The 16,860-nt window shown below is 71.8% G+C and carries 15 protein-coding genes and 1 pseudogene; 10 read left to right on the top strand and 6 right to left on the bottom strand.

All coding sequences use genetic code 11. From position 1 onward, the window contains the following. Nucleotides 1-438 precede the first annotated feature (438 nt). Entirely contained in the window at nucleotides 439-846 is a 408-nt protein-coding gene (locus tag RTG05_RS14990) for a hypothetical protein (RefSeq protein WP_315911916.1), read from the top strand. Between the two features lie 116 nt (nucleotides 847-962). Here RTG05_RS14990 and RTG05_RS14985 read toward each other — a convergent pair whose 3' ends face one another. After that, the gene (locus RTG05_RS14985; protein WP_315911915.1) at nucleotides 963-1,601 is read right to left on the bottom strand and encodes a TetR/AcrR family transcriptional regulator; all 639 of its coding nucleotides are present in this window, start codon (nucleotides 1,599-1,601) and stop codon (nucleotides 963-965) included. A gap of 221 nt (nucleotides 1,602-1,822) precedes the next feature. Here RTG05_RS14985 and RTG05_RS14980 point away from each other — a divergent pair, with 221 nt between their 5' ends. Continuing rightward, on the top strand, nucleotides 1,823-2,482 hold the full coding sequence (locus tag RTG05_RS14980; protein ID WP_166525792.1) for an SGNH/GDSL hydrolase family protein: 660 nt from the start codon (nucleotides 1,823-1,825) through the stop codon (nucleotides 2,480-2,482). A 61-nt stretch (nucleotides 2,483-2,543) separates the two neighbouring features. Here the strand turns inward: RTG05_RS14980 and RTG05_RS14975 are convergent, their stop codons facing one another. Then, nucleotides 2,544-2,792 carry a hypothetical protein gene (locus tag RTG05_RS14975; RefSeq protein ID WP_166525791.1) on the bottom strand — a complete coding sequence of 83 codons (249 nt, stop codon included), beginning with the start codon at nucleotides 2,790-2,792 and terminating at the stop codon, nucleotides 2,544-2,546. Between the two features lie 396 nt (nucleotides 2,793-3,188). Here RTG05_RS14975 and RTG05_RS14970 point away from each other — a divergent pair. After that, a pseudogene (locus tag RTG05_RS14970) lies at nucleotides 3,189-4,002 on the top strand (transposase); the annotation flags it as partial. A 378-nt stretch (nucleotides 4,003-4,380) separates the two neighbouring features. Continuing rightward, on the top strand, nucleotides 4,381-4,911 hold the full coding sequence (locus RTG05_RS14965) for a hypothetical protein (RefSeq protein ID WP_166525788.1): 531 nt from the start codon (nucleotides 4,381-4,383) through the stop codon (nucleotides 4,909-4,911). Nucleotides 4,912-5,534: 623 nt separating this feature from the next. Here the strand turns inward: RTG05_RS14965 and RTG05_RS14960 are convergent. Next, nucleotides 5,535-6,149, bottom strand: coding sequence for a hypothetical protein (locus RTG05_RS14960; protein WP_166525787.1), 615 nt, complete (start codon nucleotides 6,147-6,149; stop codon nucleotides 5,535-5,537). A gap of 126 nt (nucleotides 6,150-6,275) precedes the next feature. On the opposite strand from RTG05_RS14960, the gene RTG05_RS14955 reads away from it, so the two are divergent. Together RTG05_RS14955 and RTG05_RS14950 are read left to right on the top strand one after the other, a co-directional pair. Next, nucleotides 6,276-7,007: an SDR family NAD(P)-dependent oxidoreductase gene (locus RTG05_RS14955; protein WP_208104589.1), complete on the top strand. Its 732-nt coding sequence runs from the start codon at nucleotides 6,276-6,278 to the stop codon at nucleotides 7,005-7,007. A 63-nt stretch (nucleotides 7,008-7,070) separates the two neighbouring features. Then, nucleotides 7,071-7,700, top strand: a complete 630-nt coding sequence (locus RTG05_RS14950; protein ID WP_166525786.1) for a DUF1349 domain-containing protein — start codon at nucleotides 7,071-7,073, stop codon at nucleotides 7,698-7,700. 268 nt (nucleotides 7,701-7,968) lie between these two features. Here RTG05_RS14950 and RTG05_RS14945 read toward each other — a convergent pair whose 3' ends face one another. Then, nucleotides 7,969-8,592: a LysE family translocator gene (locus RTG05_RS14945; RefSeq protein WP_166525785.1), complete on the bottom strand. Its 624-nt coding sequence runs from the start codon at nucleotides 8,590-8,592 to the stop codon at nucleotides 7,969-7,971. A gap of 23 nt (nucleotides 8,593-8,615) precedes the next feature. On the opposite strand from RTG05_RS14945, the gene RTG05_RS14940 reads away from it, so the two are divergent. Beyond that, nucleotides 8,616-9,629 (top strand): AraC family transcriptional regulator, encoded by a 1,014-nt coding sequence (locus RTG05_RS14940; RefSeq protein ID WP_166525784.1) that lies wholly within the window; start codon nucleotides 8,616-8,618, stop codon nucleotides 9,627-9,629. Between the two features lie 696 nt (nucleotides 9,630-10,325). Here RTG05_RS14940 and RTG05_RS14935 read toward each other — a convergent pair. Beyond that, nucleotides 10,326-11,345, bottom strand: a complete 1,020-nt coding sequence (locus RTG05_RS14935) for an AraC family transcriptional regulator (RefSeq protein ID WP_166525783.1) — start codon at nucleotides 11,343-11,345, stop codon at nucleotides 10,326-10,328. Nucleotides 11,346-11,588: 243 nt separating this feature from the next. On the opposite strand from RTG05_RS14935, the gene RTG05_RS14930 reads away from it, so the two are divergent. Both RTG05_RS14930 and RTG05_RS14925 read left to right on the top strand, forming a co-directional pair. Next, a complete protein-coding gene (locus RTG05_RS14930) occupies nucleotides 11,589-12,752 on the top strand; it encodes a serine hydrolase domain-containing protein (RefSeq protein ID WP_166525782.1) in 1,164 nt (387 codons plus the stop codon). A 32-nt stretch (nucleotides 12,753-12,784) separates the two neighbouring features. After that, entirely contained in the window at nucleotides 12,785-14,395 is a 1,611-nt protein-coding gene (locus RTG05_RS14925) for an AMP-binding protein (protein WP_208104588.1), read from the top strand. Between the two features lie 54 nt (nucleotides 14,396-14,449). Here the strand turns inward: RTG05_RS14925 and RTG05_RS14920 are convergent, their stop codons facing one another. Further along, on the bottom strand, nucleotides 14,450-15,391 hold the full coding sequence (locus tag RTG05_RS14920) for a DMT family transporter (protein ID WP_166525780.1): 942 nt from the start codon (nucleotides 15,389-15,391) through the stop codon (nucleotides 14,450-14,452). Between RTG05_RS14920 and RTG05_RS14915 the strand changes: the two genes are divergently transcribed. Beyond that, on the top strand, nucleotides 15,390-16,781 hold the full coding sequence (locus RTG05_RS14915) for an aminotransferase-like domain-containing protein (protein ID WP_166525779.1): 1,392 nt from the start codon (nucleotides 15,390-15,392) through the stop codon (nucleotides 16,779-16,781). The genes RTG05_RS14920 and RTG05_RS14915 overlap by 2 nt on opposite strands. Nucleotides 16,782-16,860 lie beyond the last annotated feature (79 nt).

Genomic DNA, 16,860 nt, shown 5'->3' with positions numbered 1-16,860 from the left:
TAACCATCACGTCACGCTCTCAGACAACGGCATAAAGCGACGCTCGGCCACGTCGGAAACCTGGTTCCAGCCGAGGAACGCTCAATGCAAGGCCGCCCTGTCTCGTAAAGGGGCCCATTCAGGGACACCTGGATGGGTGGCCGGGGTAGGCGCTGGATGGTTCTGGCGCGCCTACCTCGGGTGCCTGCACGGGCCCGACTCGAACGGGCAGCTCCCCTCCACAACGAGCGCATGGGCCAGGCGGGCAACCCATGCGCCGAGGCCGCGGCCAAGACTGGCGGGCCACCAAACCCGTCAGCCGGATCAGTGTGACAGCACGCGCCGTTGCGGCCGAGGACCGGACCGATGGCTGTCCCAAAGCGGCGCAGCTGTAGACCGTCCCCTGATCGACTCCACCGGGCGATGTCACTCATGGTCGACCGGAGTCACGATGGACGGGTGAGTCCGCTCCGCAGGACAGGGCTTCGGCTGTCAGCCGTCGCACTTGCCTGCTGGGAAGTTGTCGTGGTGGCGATCACCACGACCGACCCTGCGGATGGGGTCCCCATCGGGGCCGGCTTCTTCTACATCGTTGCGGTGCCGCTCTCGGCAACCGCGTCGCTGGTCCTGCTCGGCTCCCTGCGCACAACGGCGGTGGGGGCCGGGTGGCCCTCCCGACGGAAGGCAAAGGTGACGCTCCGCGTGGCGGCCGCAGCCTCGGCCATCGCGACGGTGGTCCTCCTGCCGGTTGTCCTCGTGGGCGGGGTGACGGACTCGATGCCAGCGAACGTCCTCGATGGGCTGTTGTTCTCGGGTCTAGGTGCGTTCGTGATCTCCACGCTCTTGTTTGGAACGATGCGTCCCTGAAGCCGCCTTCACAAAAAGGTCCGAAGCAGCGCCCCGCCGTCACCGCACAGGGATCCCCCGCGGGACGCGGTGACTCCCATCCCCCAGGGCCTTGGACGTCGCCGTAGCAGGTTCGGCTAACCAGACGCCTGCTGGGGGTGGGCTTCCATGGTCGACCAGCCGGCTCGCACCGATCGCCAGCACCGGTCCTGATGGTCGCCAGCGGCGACGAACAGTGCCGCGGCCGCATTCGGGACGTGGGTCTCGAGGACGGAGCGAGGAAGGATGCCGGTGAGTACGAGCATCATCAGGCCGTGGCCGGTGGCCCAAAACTGCGTCGCGACCGCTTCCGGGTCACAGGAGTCGGCGAAGCGGCCGGCCTGTTGGGCGCGGACGGCGCCGGACACCAGCACCTGGAAGGTCTGGGCGGCAGCCTGCGGGTCCTCGAGCTCAGCGGCGGTGTCGAACATCGCGCGGTAGAAGGCAGGGTTGGCCAGGGCGTTGCCGACGTAGGCAGCGCCGAGCGCCATCAGGTCACGCACCGGATCGGTCGTCTGCTCGACGGCGGCCAGGCGTGCGGTGAGTCGGGTGAAACCCTCCTGACGGACCGCTCGCCACAGGCCGGACATGCTGCCGAAGTGTGTGTACACCGCCATCGTCGAGGCGCCGGTGCCCTCTACCAGTGCGCGCAGGGTCACCGGCTCGCGACGGGCCAACATGGCCGCCGCCCGTTCGACGAGTAGGACGCGGATGCTGGCCGGCGCACCTCTTGACACTTGCCCAGCCTATATAACAGTGCTATGCAGATGGCAGCATAGCGATGCTATGTCTCAGCGCTTGTAGCACGCCCTGGCGCCGTGGACTGTGCCTTCGAGGAGGACTCATGACGGATCGACGGCGACCTCGATCAAGTGGAGGTTGGCAGGCGGTGTCTGCGGCCGCCGGTCGTCCAGCCGCAGTGCTCCTGGCGCCCGTGCTCGTCCGGCAGGGCCGACGGGTGCGCCGGGAGACCCCGCTGCTGCCCGAGGCCGCTGGCGACCGCGGTGGTCTCGAAAGTGGTCTTGAGGGTGCTGCCGGTGGCGAGGCGCCACTGCGGTTGCTGGTCGTCGGTGAGTCCTCCGCGGCGGGGGTCGGGGTCGCGTGTCAGCGCGACGGGCTGGCCGGACAACTCGCGGCCGAACTCGCTCGGCGCGGCGTGCGTGGCGTCGCATGGCAGGTGTGCGCGCGCACCGGCGCCACGGCGAGCGCGACTGCCCGCGAACTCGTACCGGCCGCGGGCGGGCGCCACGACCTCGTCGTGGTCGTGCTGGGCGTGAACGACGCGCTGCGGCTGCGCAGCCGTCGACACTGGCGCGAGCGGATCACCCGCGTCGTCGACGCCCTCCAGCCGCTGCTCACCCCTCAAGGACGGATCCTGCTCGCCGGAGTGCCCGATCTCGGAGCCTTCCCGGCCCTGCCACACCCCCTGCGCACCGTGCTCGGCTGGCACGCCCACGCCCTGGACCGCGAACTAGGCAGACTCGCTGCCCGCCGACGAGGCGTGCTGCACACGGCCGCGCCCCCGCTGACCGAGGCGCTGTTCGCCGACGACGGCTTCCACCCCAACGCAGCGGCATGCACCCGCTGGGCGCAGCACATCGCCGACCTCGTGGCGTGATGCCCGACCACAGCACCGGGAGGTGCTGGCCACCAGATTCCAGGTCGGTGGCGTCGTGGCGTCAGGGCAGTCGTCGGGCAACCGCCAGGCCAGTGGTGACGAACGACAAGAACTCGTCCGGGGCAAGCGTGTAGAGGATGTCCTCGCCCTGGGGCTCCAAGCCATAACGCCGGACACCCTCGTCGGTCCACACCGGAACTTTCGCCTGCAGCTCCGTGACGGTGACGCGGACGGTGCCTTCATCGGGGCCGGCGTCTGGTCCTTCGTTCTCCTCGCGGGCGCGGATCTCCGATTGCCACAGGGCAATCATGGTTGCTCTACGGCTGTCCCTCCACAGGACAAGCCCTTCGTTGGTGCCCCAAGCCCACAGTGCGTCATGCGTCCGTATGGACTGCCTGAGCTCGCGCATGCGCTGACTTCGCGAGGCCGGTCGCTGAGCACTGTCCACGAGGCAAGTATCGACGGCCCCGACCTATCCCTTAAGCCGCCTTCAGGGGACAGGTCGGAGTCCCGTCCCCTCTCACCACAGAGAGATTCCCCGCGGTACACACCGGCCAGCCACTGGTCGAGCGACTGAAGTGAGTCGGTAGCCGTTCGGCTTCTAAGACGACGCCATGTCGGCCGATGGCATCGAAATCGGGGAATGCCCAGGCTTCGGTTGACTCCTTGCCTGCGAGGCTTCAGCCTCGCTAGAAGGATCAGCATCGTGCCCAAGCCGTTTCCCAAGGAGTTCCGGCGGGACGTGATCGCGGTGGCCCGGCAGGGCGACCAGTCGATCGCTCAGGTCGCCAGGAGCTTCGGGGTCTCTGAGGCCCGCCTGCAGCGCTGGCTGAAGATCGCCGACCGCGAGGACGGCCGCACCGGTACAGGGTCACCCTCGACCGCCTCGACCGCCTCGACCGTCTCGACCGCCGGCGTCGACCTGGAGGCCGAGAACCGGGAGCTGCGCAAGCGGGCCAAGCAGCTAGAGCAGGAAAACGAGATCCTGCGCCGGGCGACCGCGTACTTCGCCCGCGACGTCTTCCCCAAAAGATGTACCTGCTGGTCCAAGACCTCGCCGCCGACAAGATCCCCGTCGCGGTGACCTGCCGGGTGCTCGGGTTCTCCAAGCAGGCGTTCTACAAGTGGCAGGCCAATCCGGTCAGCCAGCGCGACTGGGACGACGCGCATCTGATCAACGCCGCGATCGACATCCACCACGACGACCCGGAGTTTGGCTACCGGTTCATCCCGACGAGCTCGCCAACCAACGCGTACGGGCATCGCGCAACCGGGTCGACCGGCTGTGCAGCTCCCATCGCCTGTGGTCGGTGCACTCCCGCAAGGGAGGCCTGCACCGCACACCCGGACCACCCGTCCACGACAACCTGGTGCTGCGTGACTTCACCGCCGAGCAACCCAACCAGCTGTGGCTGACCTCTCGTGCGCGGAGCGCACGACATCACCGAGCACCCCACGGCCGAGGGAAAGCTCTTCAAGGACGCCTGCTCCAAGCGATCGTCGGCTACTCCAGCAGCGCATGATCAAAGTCGTTGATCATCGGAGCCACGAGGAGCAGGTATGTCAATTGACGATCTGTCTTCCCGCTGCGCTGACGGCGCAGGCAGCCCGATGGCCCCTCGCGAGCCGGCTTGGCGTGGGCGTCCCGTGCCAGCGGACTACCGAGAGCACGCAGCGCACCCCGACCACCCATCCAGGTTTCCCTGAATGGGCCGCTAACGGACACGCGTCCTCGGGGGAGAAGTTCCTGCAGAAGCGTCGTCAAGCGCAGCCTTCGCCGCTTCCGCGGAAGCGTCTCAGCGGTCCGGTGGCGTCCCTGGGAGTGGGCGGGACTGAGACACAAGCGGCTCTGGAGACGACCACGGGCTTCGGCGCCGCGATGCGTGACACTGTCTGCCGTGGGTTCGCAGGAGTACGCGACAGGGTGGTTTCCCAGTGACCGGACTACGCCGTTTCTCGAGCGCCTGCGCGTCCTCGCCCCCGAGCGGCTCGGCCACCTCGTCGGGCCGAGCGAGACCTGGGAGACCGACTACGCCGGCTGCCTCCTGATGGTCAACGTGCGGCAGGTCCCCGACGGGAAGTGGCCCGTCATCACCAACCACATCCAGGTCCGCTGGGACGACGGCTTCCTCGGCGGCTACTGGGGCGACACCTACCTCTGGGACGACTTCGACGCTGGGGATGAGGAGGCGCTCGTCGTTCGTGGCGTGACCATGTCTGACGAACAGGCGGCGGAGACCGCCGTCGTTTGGCTCGCGCAGCAACTGGCCCGGCCACTGGACCACCAGGTCTGGACGAAGGGGGAGGCGATCGTGGGCCAGAGGTGGGTCCTCGTCGACACCGGCCGCGAGATCGGCCGGCGGGGGAGCAGACGCGCACGCCGCGGGCCTCCGACGTTCGTCACGCGGCTGCGACCAAGGGAGTCATAGCGTCCGGCAGGCACCTCACTACTCGCGAGGCTCCACCCCCGCCCATCAGACCGCTCCGACCAGGGTGGCCCGTAGTGGGCCGCTAAAGGTCACTCGCCTTGCGGTCGAGCCGGCCGGCGACCCGCAGCCCCGTCCCAACAGCCGAACGGCCAGCGGTGACGTCCTCGGCGACCTCGACGATCCGCAGTGCCTGTCCCGCAGGGGATCCCTTTTACGGTGATGGCGGAGTGCGGCACCCGACGTGTCCCTGAAGGCGGCTTCAGGGACACCTTCAACCCGGGCAGGTGGAGTGGCGTCACGATGAGGCGCGCCGAGCCATCGCCTCCTCTACCAACTCTCGATTCTGCCGCCATAGTCTCCGCCCCTTGACTGACCGCCCCATGCCAGGAGCGTCGGCCCGCGCTTCCGCTTCCCGGGCCTGTTGGAGCCGGGACCGGAGCGCCTGCCCAGACAGCGCCTGCAGCTCCTCGGCGGTCCAGTCCACGTGCGGTCTCTTGGTCACGGGTTCATGATCGACCTGCGTCGGTTCGCTGTCCCTGCGTGAGCCGCTCGAGGGCACCTGACCTGCCGTGCCCGAGCCGATGTGCGCTGCCGGCGCGGGGCAGCACCGCTCGGTCCGCCGGTCAGGACAGCGCCGTGCGCAGCAGGTGCACGCCGTCGTTGAGCACCTGGCAGACACGGTGCACTTCGTTGGCCAGCCAGCGCGGCCGGTAGCTGGGGAGGTCGAACACGCAGGGCATGTTGGCAGCGACCGGTTCCCGGTAGCAGCGTTCAGCCAACCAGCCACGGTCGTGCCACGGGTCACCGATGCTCGTCGCCGCGTCCCCGGCGAAGTTCCAGAGATCCAGTGCCGAGTTCGCGCAGCCGCAGCCCCGGCCGCGTTGGGCGCCCTCGACGTGGCCGGCAATTCCGAGCGGCTGGCGCTGACGCTGCCCGTCCCCGTGCTCGCCGTCCTCACCGCCACGGCGACCCGCCGACCGACGCTGCCCGCCGCCTCTACCGACGACCGGGGCGGGCCCGGCCGGCGCCACACCTTCCCTGAGCCAGGTCCTCCGCCGGTGGGCACCGGTGCTGCTGGCCGTCTCCGTGGAGTTCGGCTTCCTCATCTGGGCCGTCACCCAGCTGCAGCAGACCGGGCTGACCGTGGGGGAGGCGCCGCTGCGGGCGCGGCGTTCCCGTTCGGCATGGCCGTCGGTCGCCTCACCGGAGGGGCTGCTGAGGATCTCGTCATCGGTCACGCTGGTCTCCTGTCGATGTCGGACGGGCGGATGGGGTCGCGGCCGAGGACGACCAGCGCCGCCAGCAGCGGCAGGGTGACCAGGAAGGCCGCGCGCAGGCCCACCGCACCGCTAACGGATCGGCCGGTGGCCCTGGTGACTGGGGCGTCCCGCGGCCTGGGCGCGCAGATCGCCCGGCGCCTTGCCGCCGACGGCTTCGCCGTCGCGGTCAACTACGCCACCTCTGCCGACGCCGCGGATGCCGTGGTGGCCGACATCCGCGCCGCAGGAGGGATCGCGGAAGCCTTCGGCACCGACGTCACCGAGGAGGCGCCGGTCGTCGCCTTGCTCGCCGATGTCCGCCAGCGCCTAGGGCCGGTGGCCGCGCTGGTCCTCAACGCCACCGGGCCTCAGCCGACCGTCCCGGTCGCCGAGCTGACCCGGAAGGCAGTGACCGCGCAGTTGGACTACTTCGTCAAGAGCCCCGTCCTGCTGGTACGCCATGCCCTGCCGGATCTGATGAGGGCTCGCTCGCCGCGGGTGGTGCACATCGGCTCCGACGTCGTCGAGCGCTTCCCCCACGGCAACGCCGCCTACGTGACAGCCAAGACGGCGCAGCTCGGCCTGGCCCGCGCGCAGGCCCGTGAGCTGGCCGCCCATGGCATCACGGTGAACACCGTGGCTCCCGGTTGGGTTCCGGTGGAACGGCACGCCGATGGTGACCCGCAGCTGTTGGAGGGGTACCGACGATCCGTTCCGCTGGGGCGGACGGGAACGCCGCATGACGTCGCGGCGGCGGTGTCCTACCTCGTCTCGGACGCCGCCGCCTTCGTCACCGGCGCACGGCTGCCCGTCAACGGCGGGAGCACCCTGGGGTGAGCGACCGCAGGTGCAGCACCGCGTGCCAGACCGATGCCCTGCCGTGGACAGGAGGTTCCGCCGATGCCCGGTCGAAGGCCTGAGGACCGGGTAGCGCCGCCTGCCGCCGCGCGGTGGGGGCCGTGGGCGGAGGGCAGCTGGCACAACCAACCGCCGGACGCTCACCTGGACGGCGACGACCTGCTCGTCACCGCCGCGCAGGGCAGCGACCTGTGGCGGACGACGTCCTACGGCTTCGTCCGTGACTCCGGACATGCGCTGCTCGCGCCCTTCCCGGACGCCACGGCCGTGGAAGTGCGTTTCCTGCTCGACTACGACCAGCAGTTCGACCAAGCGGGCGTGCTCGTGCGGGCCGACGAGCGGAGCTGGACCAAGGCTGGAGTAGAAGTCAGCGACGGCGTGCCCCAGATCGGCGCCGTCGTCACCCGCGGCGAGTCGGACTGGTCGGTGGCCCCGGTGCCGCACTGGACCGGGCGCGAGGTCACCGTGCGCGCCAGCAGACGGGGCAACGCACTGACCGTGCGGGCCCGCGTCGAGGCCGAGCCGTGGCAACTCGTCCGCGTCGCTCCGCTGCCCGTAGACGGAGCGCTGCAGGCCGGTCCCTATTGCTGCGCGCCCACCCGGGCCGGCCTGATGGTGCGCTTCCACTCGGTCACGCACAACCCGGCGGATCGATCTCTGCACACGGGATGACCCGAGGAAGGGACAGTCCTTGTTGTGTCGCGCTGTCAGGGTGAGTGCCGCATGCAGCGAGCGGTGGTGGTGGCTGCCGCCCGCCCCCCGAGGCTGGAGCCGGTTGACACCGATGTCGCGCCGTGGACAGCCAGCGAGCCCGGGTCACCCAGACGCGGAGGCCTGCCCGTCGGCTGTGAGCGGCTACTGCGTCGCGCACCTGCCGCGGCTGGGCCGGCGCCAGCAGCCACCACAGGAGTGGGCGCGCTCGCTCGAGCGAGCGTCGCGGTCACGGCAGCACAGCGAGGACCGTCGCGACGACCAGGGCGGCCGCGAGCGTCACGTTGATCACTCGGGACCACCGGCCGCCGCGGAGGACGGGCGTGATCGAGGCGCCGATCAGCAGCCAGCCGAGATGGATGGCGACGATCATCGCGGTCAGGAGGAGGAGCTTCGCGGCCGCGTCCGCGCCGGCATCCGGTGTCGATCGGGCACTGGCGAAGACCGCCGCGATGGCGAGCCAGGCCTTGGGGTTGGCGAGCCCGAGGAACACCCCGCCGGTCAAGGACGGGAGGCTGGCGGCGGCCGGCTGCTCGGACAGCGGCGCGGCGGTGGCGATGTGGAAGGCCAGCCAGAGGATGTAGACGACCGCCCCCACGGTCAGGACCGAGCCGATCGCGGGCACCGCCAGCAGCGCTGCAGTCAGGCCGGTCGCCACGGCGACCAGCACAGCGGTCGTCCCGAGGACGACGCCGGTCAGGTAAGGCAGGCACCGGCGCATGCCGAACGCAGACCCGGTGGCGACCAGGCTCATCGTGGTGGGGCCAGGACTGCCCATCACCGCCAGCGAGGCGAGCAGCAGCGACCCGATCGACCCTCCGGCGGCGGCCTGCTCGGCGAGCGACTCAGGCATGAGGGCCGCGATACGTTCCGGACATGTCCCGGACGCTAGGAGGCGCCCTCCCCAGCGGTCTTGGACGATCGTGCGGCCCGGGCGGGGACTCCATCCGCTTCGGGCCGGGCGCCCGGGGGTTCGAGCGGGCCGAGGTGCACCTGTCGTCGCTGACCTTCCGGCCCCACCGGCACGACACCTACGCGATCGGGGTCACGACGGCGGGTGTGCAGACCTTCGGCTACCGCGGCTCGCGCCGCATCTGTCTGCCCGGGGAGGTGCACGTGCTGCACCCGGACGAGGAGCACGACGGAGCCGCCGGGACGGACGACGGCTTCGGCTACCGGATCCTGTACGTCGCACCGGAGGCCCTGCGCGGTGCGCTGGGCGGCCGACCGCTGCCCTTCGTGGCCGACCCTGTCGTACGGGACTCGCGGGCGACACGACCGCTGGCTGCCCTCGTGTCCGACGTCGACGAGCCGGTCAGCGGCCTGCATGCCGCGGAGCTGGCCGTCGTCGTCGCCGACGTCCTCACCAGGCTGGGCCCCGGGCCGCGCCGGCCGCGGCCCGCGATCGACGAGCGGGCGGTCGAGAGCGTGCGCGAGTACCTGACCGCCCACGCCGCGGAGCAGACGAGCGCATCCACGCTGGAAGCCATGACCGGACTGGACCGCTGGTCGCTGGCCCGCCAGTTCCGGCTCGCCTTCGGGACCAGTCCCGACCGGTATCGCACGCTGCGGCGGCTCGGACTGGCCCGCGCCGCCCTGGAGGCCGGCCACCCGGTCGCGCACGCCGCTGTCGAGGCCGGCTTCGCCGACCAGAGCCACCTGACGCGCCAGTTCACTCGCGCCTACGGCGTGACGCCATCCCGCTGGCAGGCACTGCGCGCCTCACCGCTGCGGCGGGTCAGCTCCGGTCGCGATCAGGCCGGAACGGCCGACCGTCGACGATCGCCTCCTCGTTGCCCAGGACCGTGCGGCGGGAGCCGACCCACTCCACAAGCGGATCGGTCACCAGGACCTGGCGCAGGGGCCTTCTTCGGCCGGTCGCCCCGGTAGACATGGTGGAGCGGGTCGTCCAACGGGTTGTCCGGATTGATCAGCCTCGCGGCGATCTCCCGCAGCCTCGTCTCCTCCAGCGCCCGCCGGGACGCGTTGTTCGCGGCCACGACGGCCGCAAGCACCGCCAGTGCCGTTGGGTCGTCGCTCCAGGTGCTCGCGACGCCATCGCGATCATGCGTGATCCGAGCCCGTGGGCTCGCAGTGAGGCGTCGCCGGGCCCCTGGACGTCGAGGCGGCCACCGCGTGATCTTCTGGAGACCTCTCACAGTCCTCCGGCAGTTCGACGCGATGACCGCACCGAGCAGCACCCACCTCACCGCCTTCGACCAGATGGTGTGACCGGCCGACCCCGACGGCTTCCATGTCGGGCTGTTCGACGTGGCCTGCGGCGCGCATCTGGTGTCGCTCAGGATCGGTTCCCTCGTCGCCCAGCGGCCAGCCAGCGGGGCGACGGTGTCGGCGGGGAGCCTCTGCCTGCTACTGACCCGTGTCGGCGGGGGCCGCATCACACACCGGGCGGGCACGAGGTGATCACTGGCGAACGGCTCGTTGGTTGGCCCGGCGGGGAGGCGTTCGGTGCGGGGGTACCGGGAGCCCTCCCCGGCTGCTGTTCGTCGTCCTGCCTGCCGAGCGGGTGGCCCGGACTCGTCCCGCGCTGGAGGGGGCGATGCCCTGGGTGGGCGCACTGGTGCGTCAGCGGCTGGTCCGGGCGACGTGTGCTCGCCGGTGGGCCCCGGGGGACTGTCCCGCCCAGCGCGTGAAGGCGTGGACGAACGCGGAGGCCGTCGCGTAGCCGAGGTCGCGGCCGACGGCTTCCACCGACAGCGCCGTGGTCTCCAGCAGGTGGGTGGCGCGGGCGAGGCGGACCTCGATGTCGAGACTGCGGAACGAGGAGCCCTCGGCCGCGAGCGCGCGGCGCAGGGTGCGGGGAGACATGGCCACGTCGGCCGCGACCATCTCGAGGGTGGGGATGGGTCCGTTGGCCCGCTCGAGGCGGTGGCGCACCATCCCCGTCGCCCCGACGCGTGCGCGGCGGCGCTGGAGGACGGTGCGGCAGTTCGCGTCCAACTGCGCGACCACGGCCGGGTTGGCCTGGGGGAACGGGTCGTCGAGCTCCCGCGCGTCGACCACGATGCGATCCAGGGGGGCACCGAAGACCGGGCGAACGCCGAAGAGTGCGGTGTGGCGCTCCGCGTGCGGAGGGCGCGGTTGGACGAGCTCCACGCTCCTGGCCCGCATCCCCCGCCCGCGTAGCTGGGTGATGATCGCGTCGATCGCCGCGAGTTGGTGATCGATCAGGTAGGCGTGCAGGTGGCGCGGGTAGTCGCTCGGGTCCAGCGTGATCACCACGGTCGACCCGACCCGTTGGTGGGCCGAGCGAGGCAGCGGGTAGCACAGGTCCTGGTACCGGATGGACGACGCGAAGGCCTGGGCGAGGTTCTCCCCGTAGAGCATCAGCAGGCCCGTCATCCCGAAGGCGTCGAGCCGACAGCGGGCGCCGGAGTCCAGCCCGATGTCGGTGCGATCCGGCACGGCGGCCACGACGTTGTCGATCACGCGCACCTCGTCGCGGGTGGCGATCTCGCTGAGCGGGTCGGCCAGCAGCTCACGGGTGATCCTCGTTCCCCGCAGGCTCACGTCATCGGGGATCCGGGCGACCTCGAGCAGGTCGCGCACGCTCGCCGGGTGCCGGGGCGACGCCGGGTCGAGCATGGGCGAACACTAGCGGCTTGACCGGAATGAGCAACTGTCTGGCCGGAATGAGTATGGCCCAGCTCACCACCCGCCTGCACGATCAACTCCCCGGGCCGCACGGAGCGCACGGTCGCACCTCGCCGATGCGCCGCCCACCGTTCTCCATCGATCAACCGTCCGTCTGGCGACCCGCGGTCGCGACGGGTCGGTGCTCGAGGCCCGGACGACAGTGCCCCCTGCCCCGCCTGAAGGAGTGTCGACGTGACCACGGTGCCACCCCGAGTGCTCGCTTTCGATCCGGACCGTCTGCGCCGCGTCCGCGAGGCCCTCGAGTCCGACATAGCCCGGGAGCTCTACGACGGGGCGGCGGTCGCCGTCGGGCGAGCCGGGGACCTCACTGCACTGGAGGTCGTCGGCTTCGCCGATCGGGCAGCAGGGACTCCGCTCACCGAGGACCAGCTGCTGGTGCCCTTCTCGATCAGCAAGCAGTTCTTCAACACCGTCGTCCTCAGCTATGTAGAACGCGGCCTGCTCAACCTGCTCCAACCCGTCCACGAGGTCCTGCCCGGCTTCGAGGCCAGGGGGAAGCACCGAGTCGCGCTCTGGCACCTGTTGACCCACACGTCGGGGATCCTGTCCGGCCTGGCACCCCTGCCGCCGGAGGACCTCATCTACTACGAGAAGTGGACGGAGTACGCCGCGGCCGCCGCGCCGGAGGCCGAGCCGGGGACCCGGGTCATCTACTCGCTGCTGGCCGCTCAGGCGGTCATGGGCTCGATGCTGGTCGCCGTCGATCCCGAGGGTCGAGGGCTCTCCCGCATCCTCGCCGAGGAACTCCTCGAGCCGGTCGGCATGACCTCCACCAGCTTCGGGCCGCCGCAGAACGGCCGCCCGGTGGCCCCCGTGGTGCCCCGGTATCGCCGGCCCGCCGGCCTGTTCCAGCCCCAGGAGGTGCAGGGGGTGGGTGCCCTGCTCGCGATGGAGGGCGCCGAGATCCCGGGTGCCGGCTGCATCACCACGATCGGGGACGTCTTCCGGTTCGCCGACATGCTGCGCGCCGGCGGCATCGCTGACGGGCACCGGGTGCTGTCCCCGGCGATGCTCGAGCTGGCGACCCGGAACTGGACCGGCGACCTGCCCAACTCACTGTTCACCTACGCGCTGTCGAGCAGGCACTGGGCCGCGTGGCCCGGCAGTGTGGGCCTGGGCTTCTTCGTCCGCGGCGAGGGGTTGACCCCGGGGCCGCTGCCGAACCTGGGCAGCCCGCGCACCTTCGGCGGGTGGGGATCGGGGACCAGCCTGTTCTGGGTCGACCCCCAGCGGGACGTCGCGTTCGCACTGCTCACCACCGGCGCGCTGGAGGACTCCGACCACGTCGTGCGCTCCCAGCGGATCTCGGACATGGTCCTGGCGGCCCTGCGGTGACCGCCGACCGGACGGGGAGGGGCGACCCGAGCGTGCAGCAGCGCGTCGAGGAGTTGGTGGACCAGTACTCGGCCGCCGACCTCGCCGTCGCCGAAGCCCTGTGCGACCGCCATCCCGCCGACCGCGTGGCCGTCACCGTCGTCCGTGCCGGCACGACCTCCCAGGACCTCAGCTACGGCGAGCTGCGCCGCCGGTCGGAGCAGCTCGCGGGCGGCCTGGCACGGCTCGGTGTCCGCGCCGGCACCCGGGTCGCCACACTGCTCCCCAAGGGCGTCGAGCTGCCGATCACGCTGCTGGCGATGTGGCGGCTCGGTGCGGTGCACGTGCCGCTGTTCACCGCGTTCGGCGCGCAGGCCATCGCGCTGCGCCTGGCGGCATCCGGCGCGGAGCTGGTGGTCTGCGACAGCCAGCAGCGTCCCAAGCTCGATGCGGGACCGGACATGCCCGCCGACCCGCCGTGGCGGATCGTCGTCCTCGGCGCGGATGCCCGCGAGGGCGACATCCCCTTCGACGGTGTCGCGAGCGGGCCGGCGCGGGCCGCTGCCCCGCACGCCCAGGGGCCGGAGGGGCCCGTCATCCAGTTCTACACGTCGGGGACGACCGGCAACCCCAAGGGCGTCGTGGTGCCCGCCCGGGCACTGGCCGGGATCCATGCCTACTACGAGTTCGGCCTCGACGTCCGTGCCGATGACGTCTACTGGAACGCGGCCGACCCCGGCTGGGCCTACGGCCTCTTCTACGCCGTCGTCGCGCCGCTGGCCGCCGGCCGACGCACCATCCTGCTCGACGGCCCCTTCGCCCCGGAGCTCTTCCTCCGGGTCCTCCGTGACCTGGGGGTCAGCAACCTCGCCGCGGCACCCACCGCCTTCCGGGCCGTGCGGAGCTCCGGACTTCCCATACCGGATCGTCTCGTCCTCCGAGCCGTCTCCAGCGCCGGAGAACCACTCACCCCCGACATCATCGAGTGGTCGACCAGCGTCCTGGGGGTGCCGGTGCACGACCACTTCGGGCAGACCGAGGTCGGCATGGTGGTGGCCAACAGCCACCACCCCGAACTGCGCGCCCCACTGCGTCCCGCTTCCATGGGACGCGCCCTGCCCGGGTTCACAGCGGTCGTCCTCGACCCGGACGCGGACGTCCCCGCTGCCGTGGGCACGGTCGGCAGGGTCGCCCTGGACGTACCGGCGAGCCCGCTGTTCTGCTTCACCGGCTACCACCAGGACGCCGAACTGACCGCGCAGCGCTACGCCGGCGACGGCCGTTACTACCTCACCGGCGACAGCGGTCACATGGACGCCGACGGCTTCCTCTTCTTCACGGGCCGCGACGACGACGTGATCCTCTCGGCCGGCTACCGCATCGGTCCCTTCGACGTCGAATCCGTCCTCTGCACGCACCAGGCCGTCGCCGAGTGTGCCGTCGTCGGCCTCCCGGACCAGCTGCGCGGCGAGGTCGTGACCGCGTTCGTCGTCCTCCGGCAGGACACGGAGCCCAGCGAGGCACTGGCCGATGAACTGCAGACGATGGTCCGCACCCGCTACGCCGCGCACGCCTACCCCCGCCGCATCGACTTCGTCCCCGCTCTGCCCAAGACGCCCAGCGGGAAGGTCCAACGGTTCCTCCTGCGGCAGCACGCTCGCTAGGGAGGAAGGCGACCGGAGGCCGATCCCTCAGCGGGACGGTTGCGGGTCGCGGGGTCAGCCTGGGAAGGGTGCCTCCGGGTAACGGGCGGCGCGCTGGCGTTGCACCCGGGTGCGTTGGGCCGCCGCGACACAGGCGAGGACGGCGAGGGCGGCGGGGAGGACCGTGGGGTCGAGTTCCTGGCCGAACAGGAGCACGGATTCGGCGACGGTGAGCAGCGGCTGGGCGAGCTGGACCTGGCTGACCTTGGCGACTCCGCCGAGGGCGAGCCCGCGGTACCAGGCGAAGAAGCCGAGGAACATGCTGACCGCGGCGGTGTAGGCGAAGCAGGCCCAGCCCGAAGCGCCGGCCGCGGGCGGCTGGATGGCGACGTCCATGAGCAGCACGGGCAGCAGGACGGGGGTGCTGAGCAGCAGCGCCCAGCAGATCACCTGGTCGGCGCCGAGCACCGGGGCGAGCCGGGCACCTTCGGCGTAGCCGACGGCGGCGCACACGACGGCTGCGACGGTGAGCGCGTCGTCGGTGGTCGGCAGGCCGCGTCCTTGCACCAGTGCGAAGACGGCGACCGCGACCGCACCGGCAGCGCAGGCGGCCCAGAACGCCGGCGACGGTCGCTCCCCGGTGCGCAACACCCCGGCCACAGCGGTGGCGGCCGGGAGCAGGCCGACGATGACTGCGCCGTGCGCGCTGTCGGTGTGCTGCAAGGCGAGCGCGGTGAACAGCGGGAAGCCCACGACCACGCCGGCGGCGACGAGCAGCAGGCTGGGCAGCAGCGACCGGTCGGGGAGCCGGGCGCGGCGCCAGGTGAGGTAGCCGGCAGCCAGGACGGCGGCGGCCACGGCCCGTCCGGCCGTGGCGAACGTCGGGCCGAGCTCGCGGACCGCGACCTGCGTGGTGGGCAGGCTCAGGCTGAAGGCCAGCACGCCCACGGAGCCCCAGGCTTGGCCGTGTAGTAGCAGCCGGCGCTCATCGACGGTAGCGCTACTCTCACCTGACATGGATGACGGTAGCAGCACGGCCCGTGTAGCCCGAGCCATGCGCGGCCGTGCCGCGGCGGCGCAGCCGGGCACCCGGCTGCCATCGACCCGTGCGCTCATGGCCGAACTCGACGTGGGCCCCGGCACCGTCGCACGGGCTGTCGCCCGTCTGGTGGCCGAGGGCGTCCTGGTCGCCGAGGCCGGCCGGGGCACCTTCGTCGCGCACCGGCACGGCCAGGGCGCGCGGCAGGGCCGGCCGGACACCGGCTGGCAGACCGTGGCCCTCGGTGAGGCGCGGGTCGACGGCCGGGACGTCGCCGCCCTGCTCGCACCCGCTGCTCCCGGCGTCCTGGTGCTGTCCACCGGTTACCCGTCGCCGGACCTGCAGCCGCTGGCCGCGCTCTCCGCTGCTGCGGTGCGGGCGGCCCGCCGGCCCGGTGGATGGGCGCTGGCTCCTGCCGCGGGCCTGCCCGAGCTGCGCTCCCTGCTCGCCGCCGTGGCGGGCGCCGACCCCGGTGACGTGCTGGTGGTCCCCGGCGGGCAGGCGGGGCTGTCCGCGGCGCTGCGCGCCCTTGCCCCACCCGGAGCGCCGGTACTGGTCGAGGTGCCCACCTACCTGGGTGCGCTGGCCGCTGCGCGTGCCGCTGGGCTGCGACCGGTGCCGGTGCCCACCGACGTCGGTGGGCTGCGCGCGGACCTGTTGCCCGCGGCGTTCGCCACGACCGGCGCACGGTTGCTGTACACCCAGCCCACCTACGCCAACCCCACCGGCACGGTGCTCGAGCCCGGGCGGCGCCCGCAGGTCCTGGCCGCCGCCCGCGACGCCGGCGCGTTCGTCCTCGAGGACGACTGGGCCCGTCACCTTGCCCTCGACGCGCCCGCCCCGCCGCCGCTGCTGCACGACGACGTCGACGGGCACGTGGTGCACCTGTCCTCGCTGTCCAAGGCCGTCACGCCCAGCCTGCGCGTCGGCGCGCTGGTCGCCCGCGGTCCGGCCGCAGCCCGGTTGGCCGCCGTGCGCCTCGTCGAGGACTTCGGCGTTCCCCGCCCCCTGCAGGAGACCGCGCTCGAGCTCCTCGGCGCTCCGGCCTGGCCACGGCACCTGCACCGGCTGGCCACTGCGCTGCGTCGGCGCCGTGACCACCTGGCCGCCGAATTGCGGCGACACCTGCCGCACGTCGCCCCGGCTGCGATTCCACGCGGCGGCCTGCACCTGTGGCTGTGCCTGCCGCCCGACGTCGACGACGTCGACCTCGCCGCCCGCGCCCGTGCGCAGGACCTGCTCGTCGGAGCCGGGCGGCCCTACTTCGTCACCGAGCCGCCCGCACCCCATCTTCGCCTGAGTTACGCCGGCGCCACCGAGGAGCAGCTCACCGCAGGGGTGCGACGCCTCGCCGACCTCATCCCGTAGGCCGAACGGCCAGCGAACCCGCTCCGGGGCGGGACTGCACCTGAGGCCGTCGTCCCGTGGGGGCTGCTCCGGCGGCGGC

This window comes from Geodermatophilus sp. DSM 44513, assembly GCF_032460525.1.
In the GTDB taxonomy this organism is placed as follows: Bacteria; Actinomycetota; Actinomycetes; order Mycobacteriales; family Geodermatophilaceae; genus Geodermatophilus.
The sequence above is the reverse complement of the archived record's forward strand: the minus strand, read 5'-3'. Positions and strand labels throughout refer to the sequence as shown.

What these genes read in the sequence shown, in the direction of transcription:
- RTG05_RS14975 (WP_166525791.1), bottom strand. Translation starts at nt 2,792, where the DNA reads ATGATTGCCCTGTGGCAATCGGAGATCCGCGCCCGCGAGGAGAACGAA.
- RTG05_RS14950 (WP_166525786.1), top strand. Translation starts at nt 7,071, where the DNA reads ATGCCCGGTCGAAGGCCTGAGGACCGGGTAGCGCCGCCTGCCGCCGCG.
- RTG05_RS14945 (WP_166525785.1), bottom strand. Translation starts at nt 8,592, where the DNA reads ATGCCTGAGTCGCTCGCCGAGCAGGCCGCCGCCGGAGGGTCGATCGGG.
- RTG05_RS14940 (WP_166525784.1), top strand. Translation starts at nt 8,616, where the DNA reads ATGTCCCGGACGCTAGGAGGCGCCCTCCCCAGCGGTCTTGGACGATCG.
- RTG05_RS14935 (WP_166525783.1), bottom strand. Translation starts at nt 11,345, where the DNA reads ATGCTCGACCCGGCGTCGCCCCGGCACCCGGCGAGCGTGCGCGACCTG.
- RTG05_RS14915 (WP_166525779.1), top strand. Translation starts at nt 15,390, where the DNA reads ATGGATGACGGTAGCAGCACGGCCCGTGTAGCCCGAGCCATGCGCGGC.
- RTG05_RS14920 (WP_166525780.1), bottom strand. Translation starts at nt 15,391, where the DNA reads ATGTCAGGTGAGAGTAGCGCTACCGTCGATGAGCGCCGGCTGCTACTA.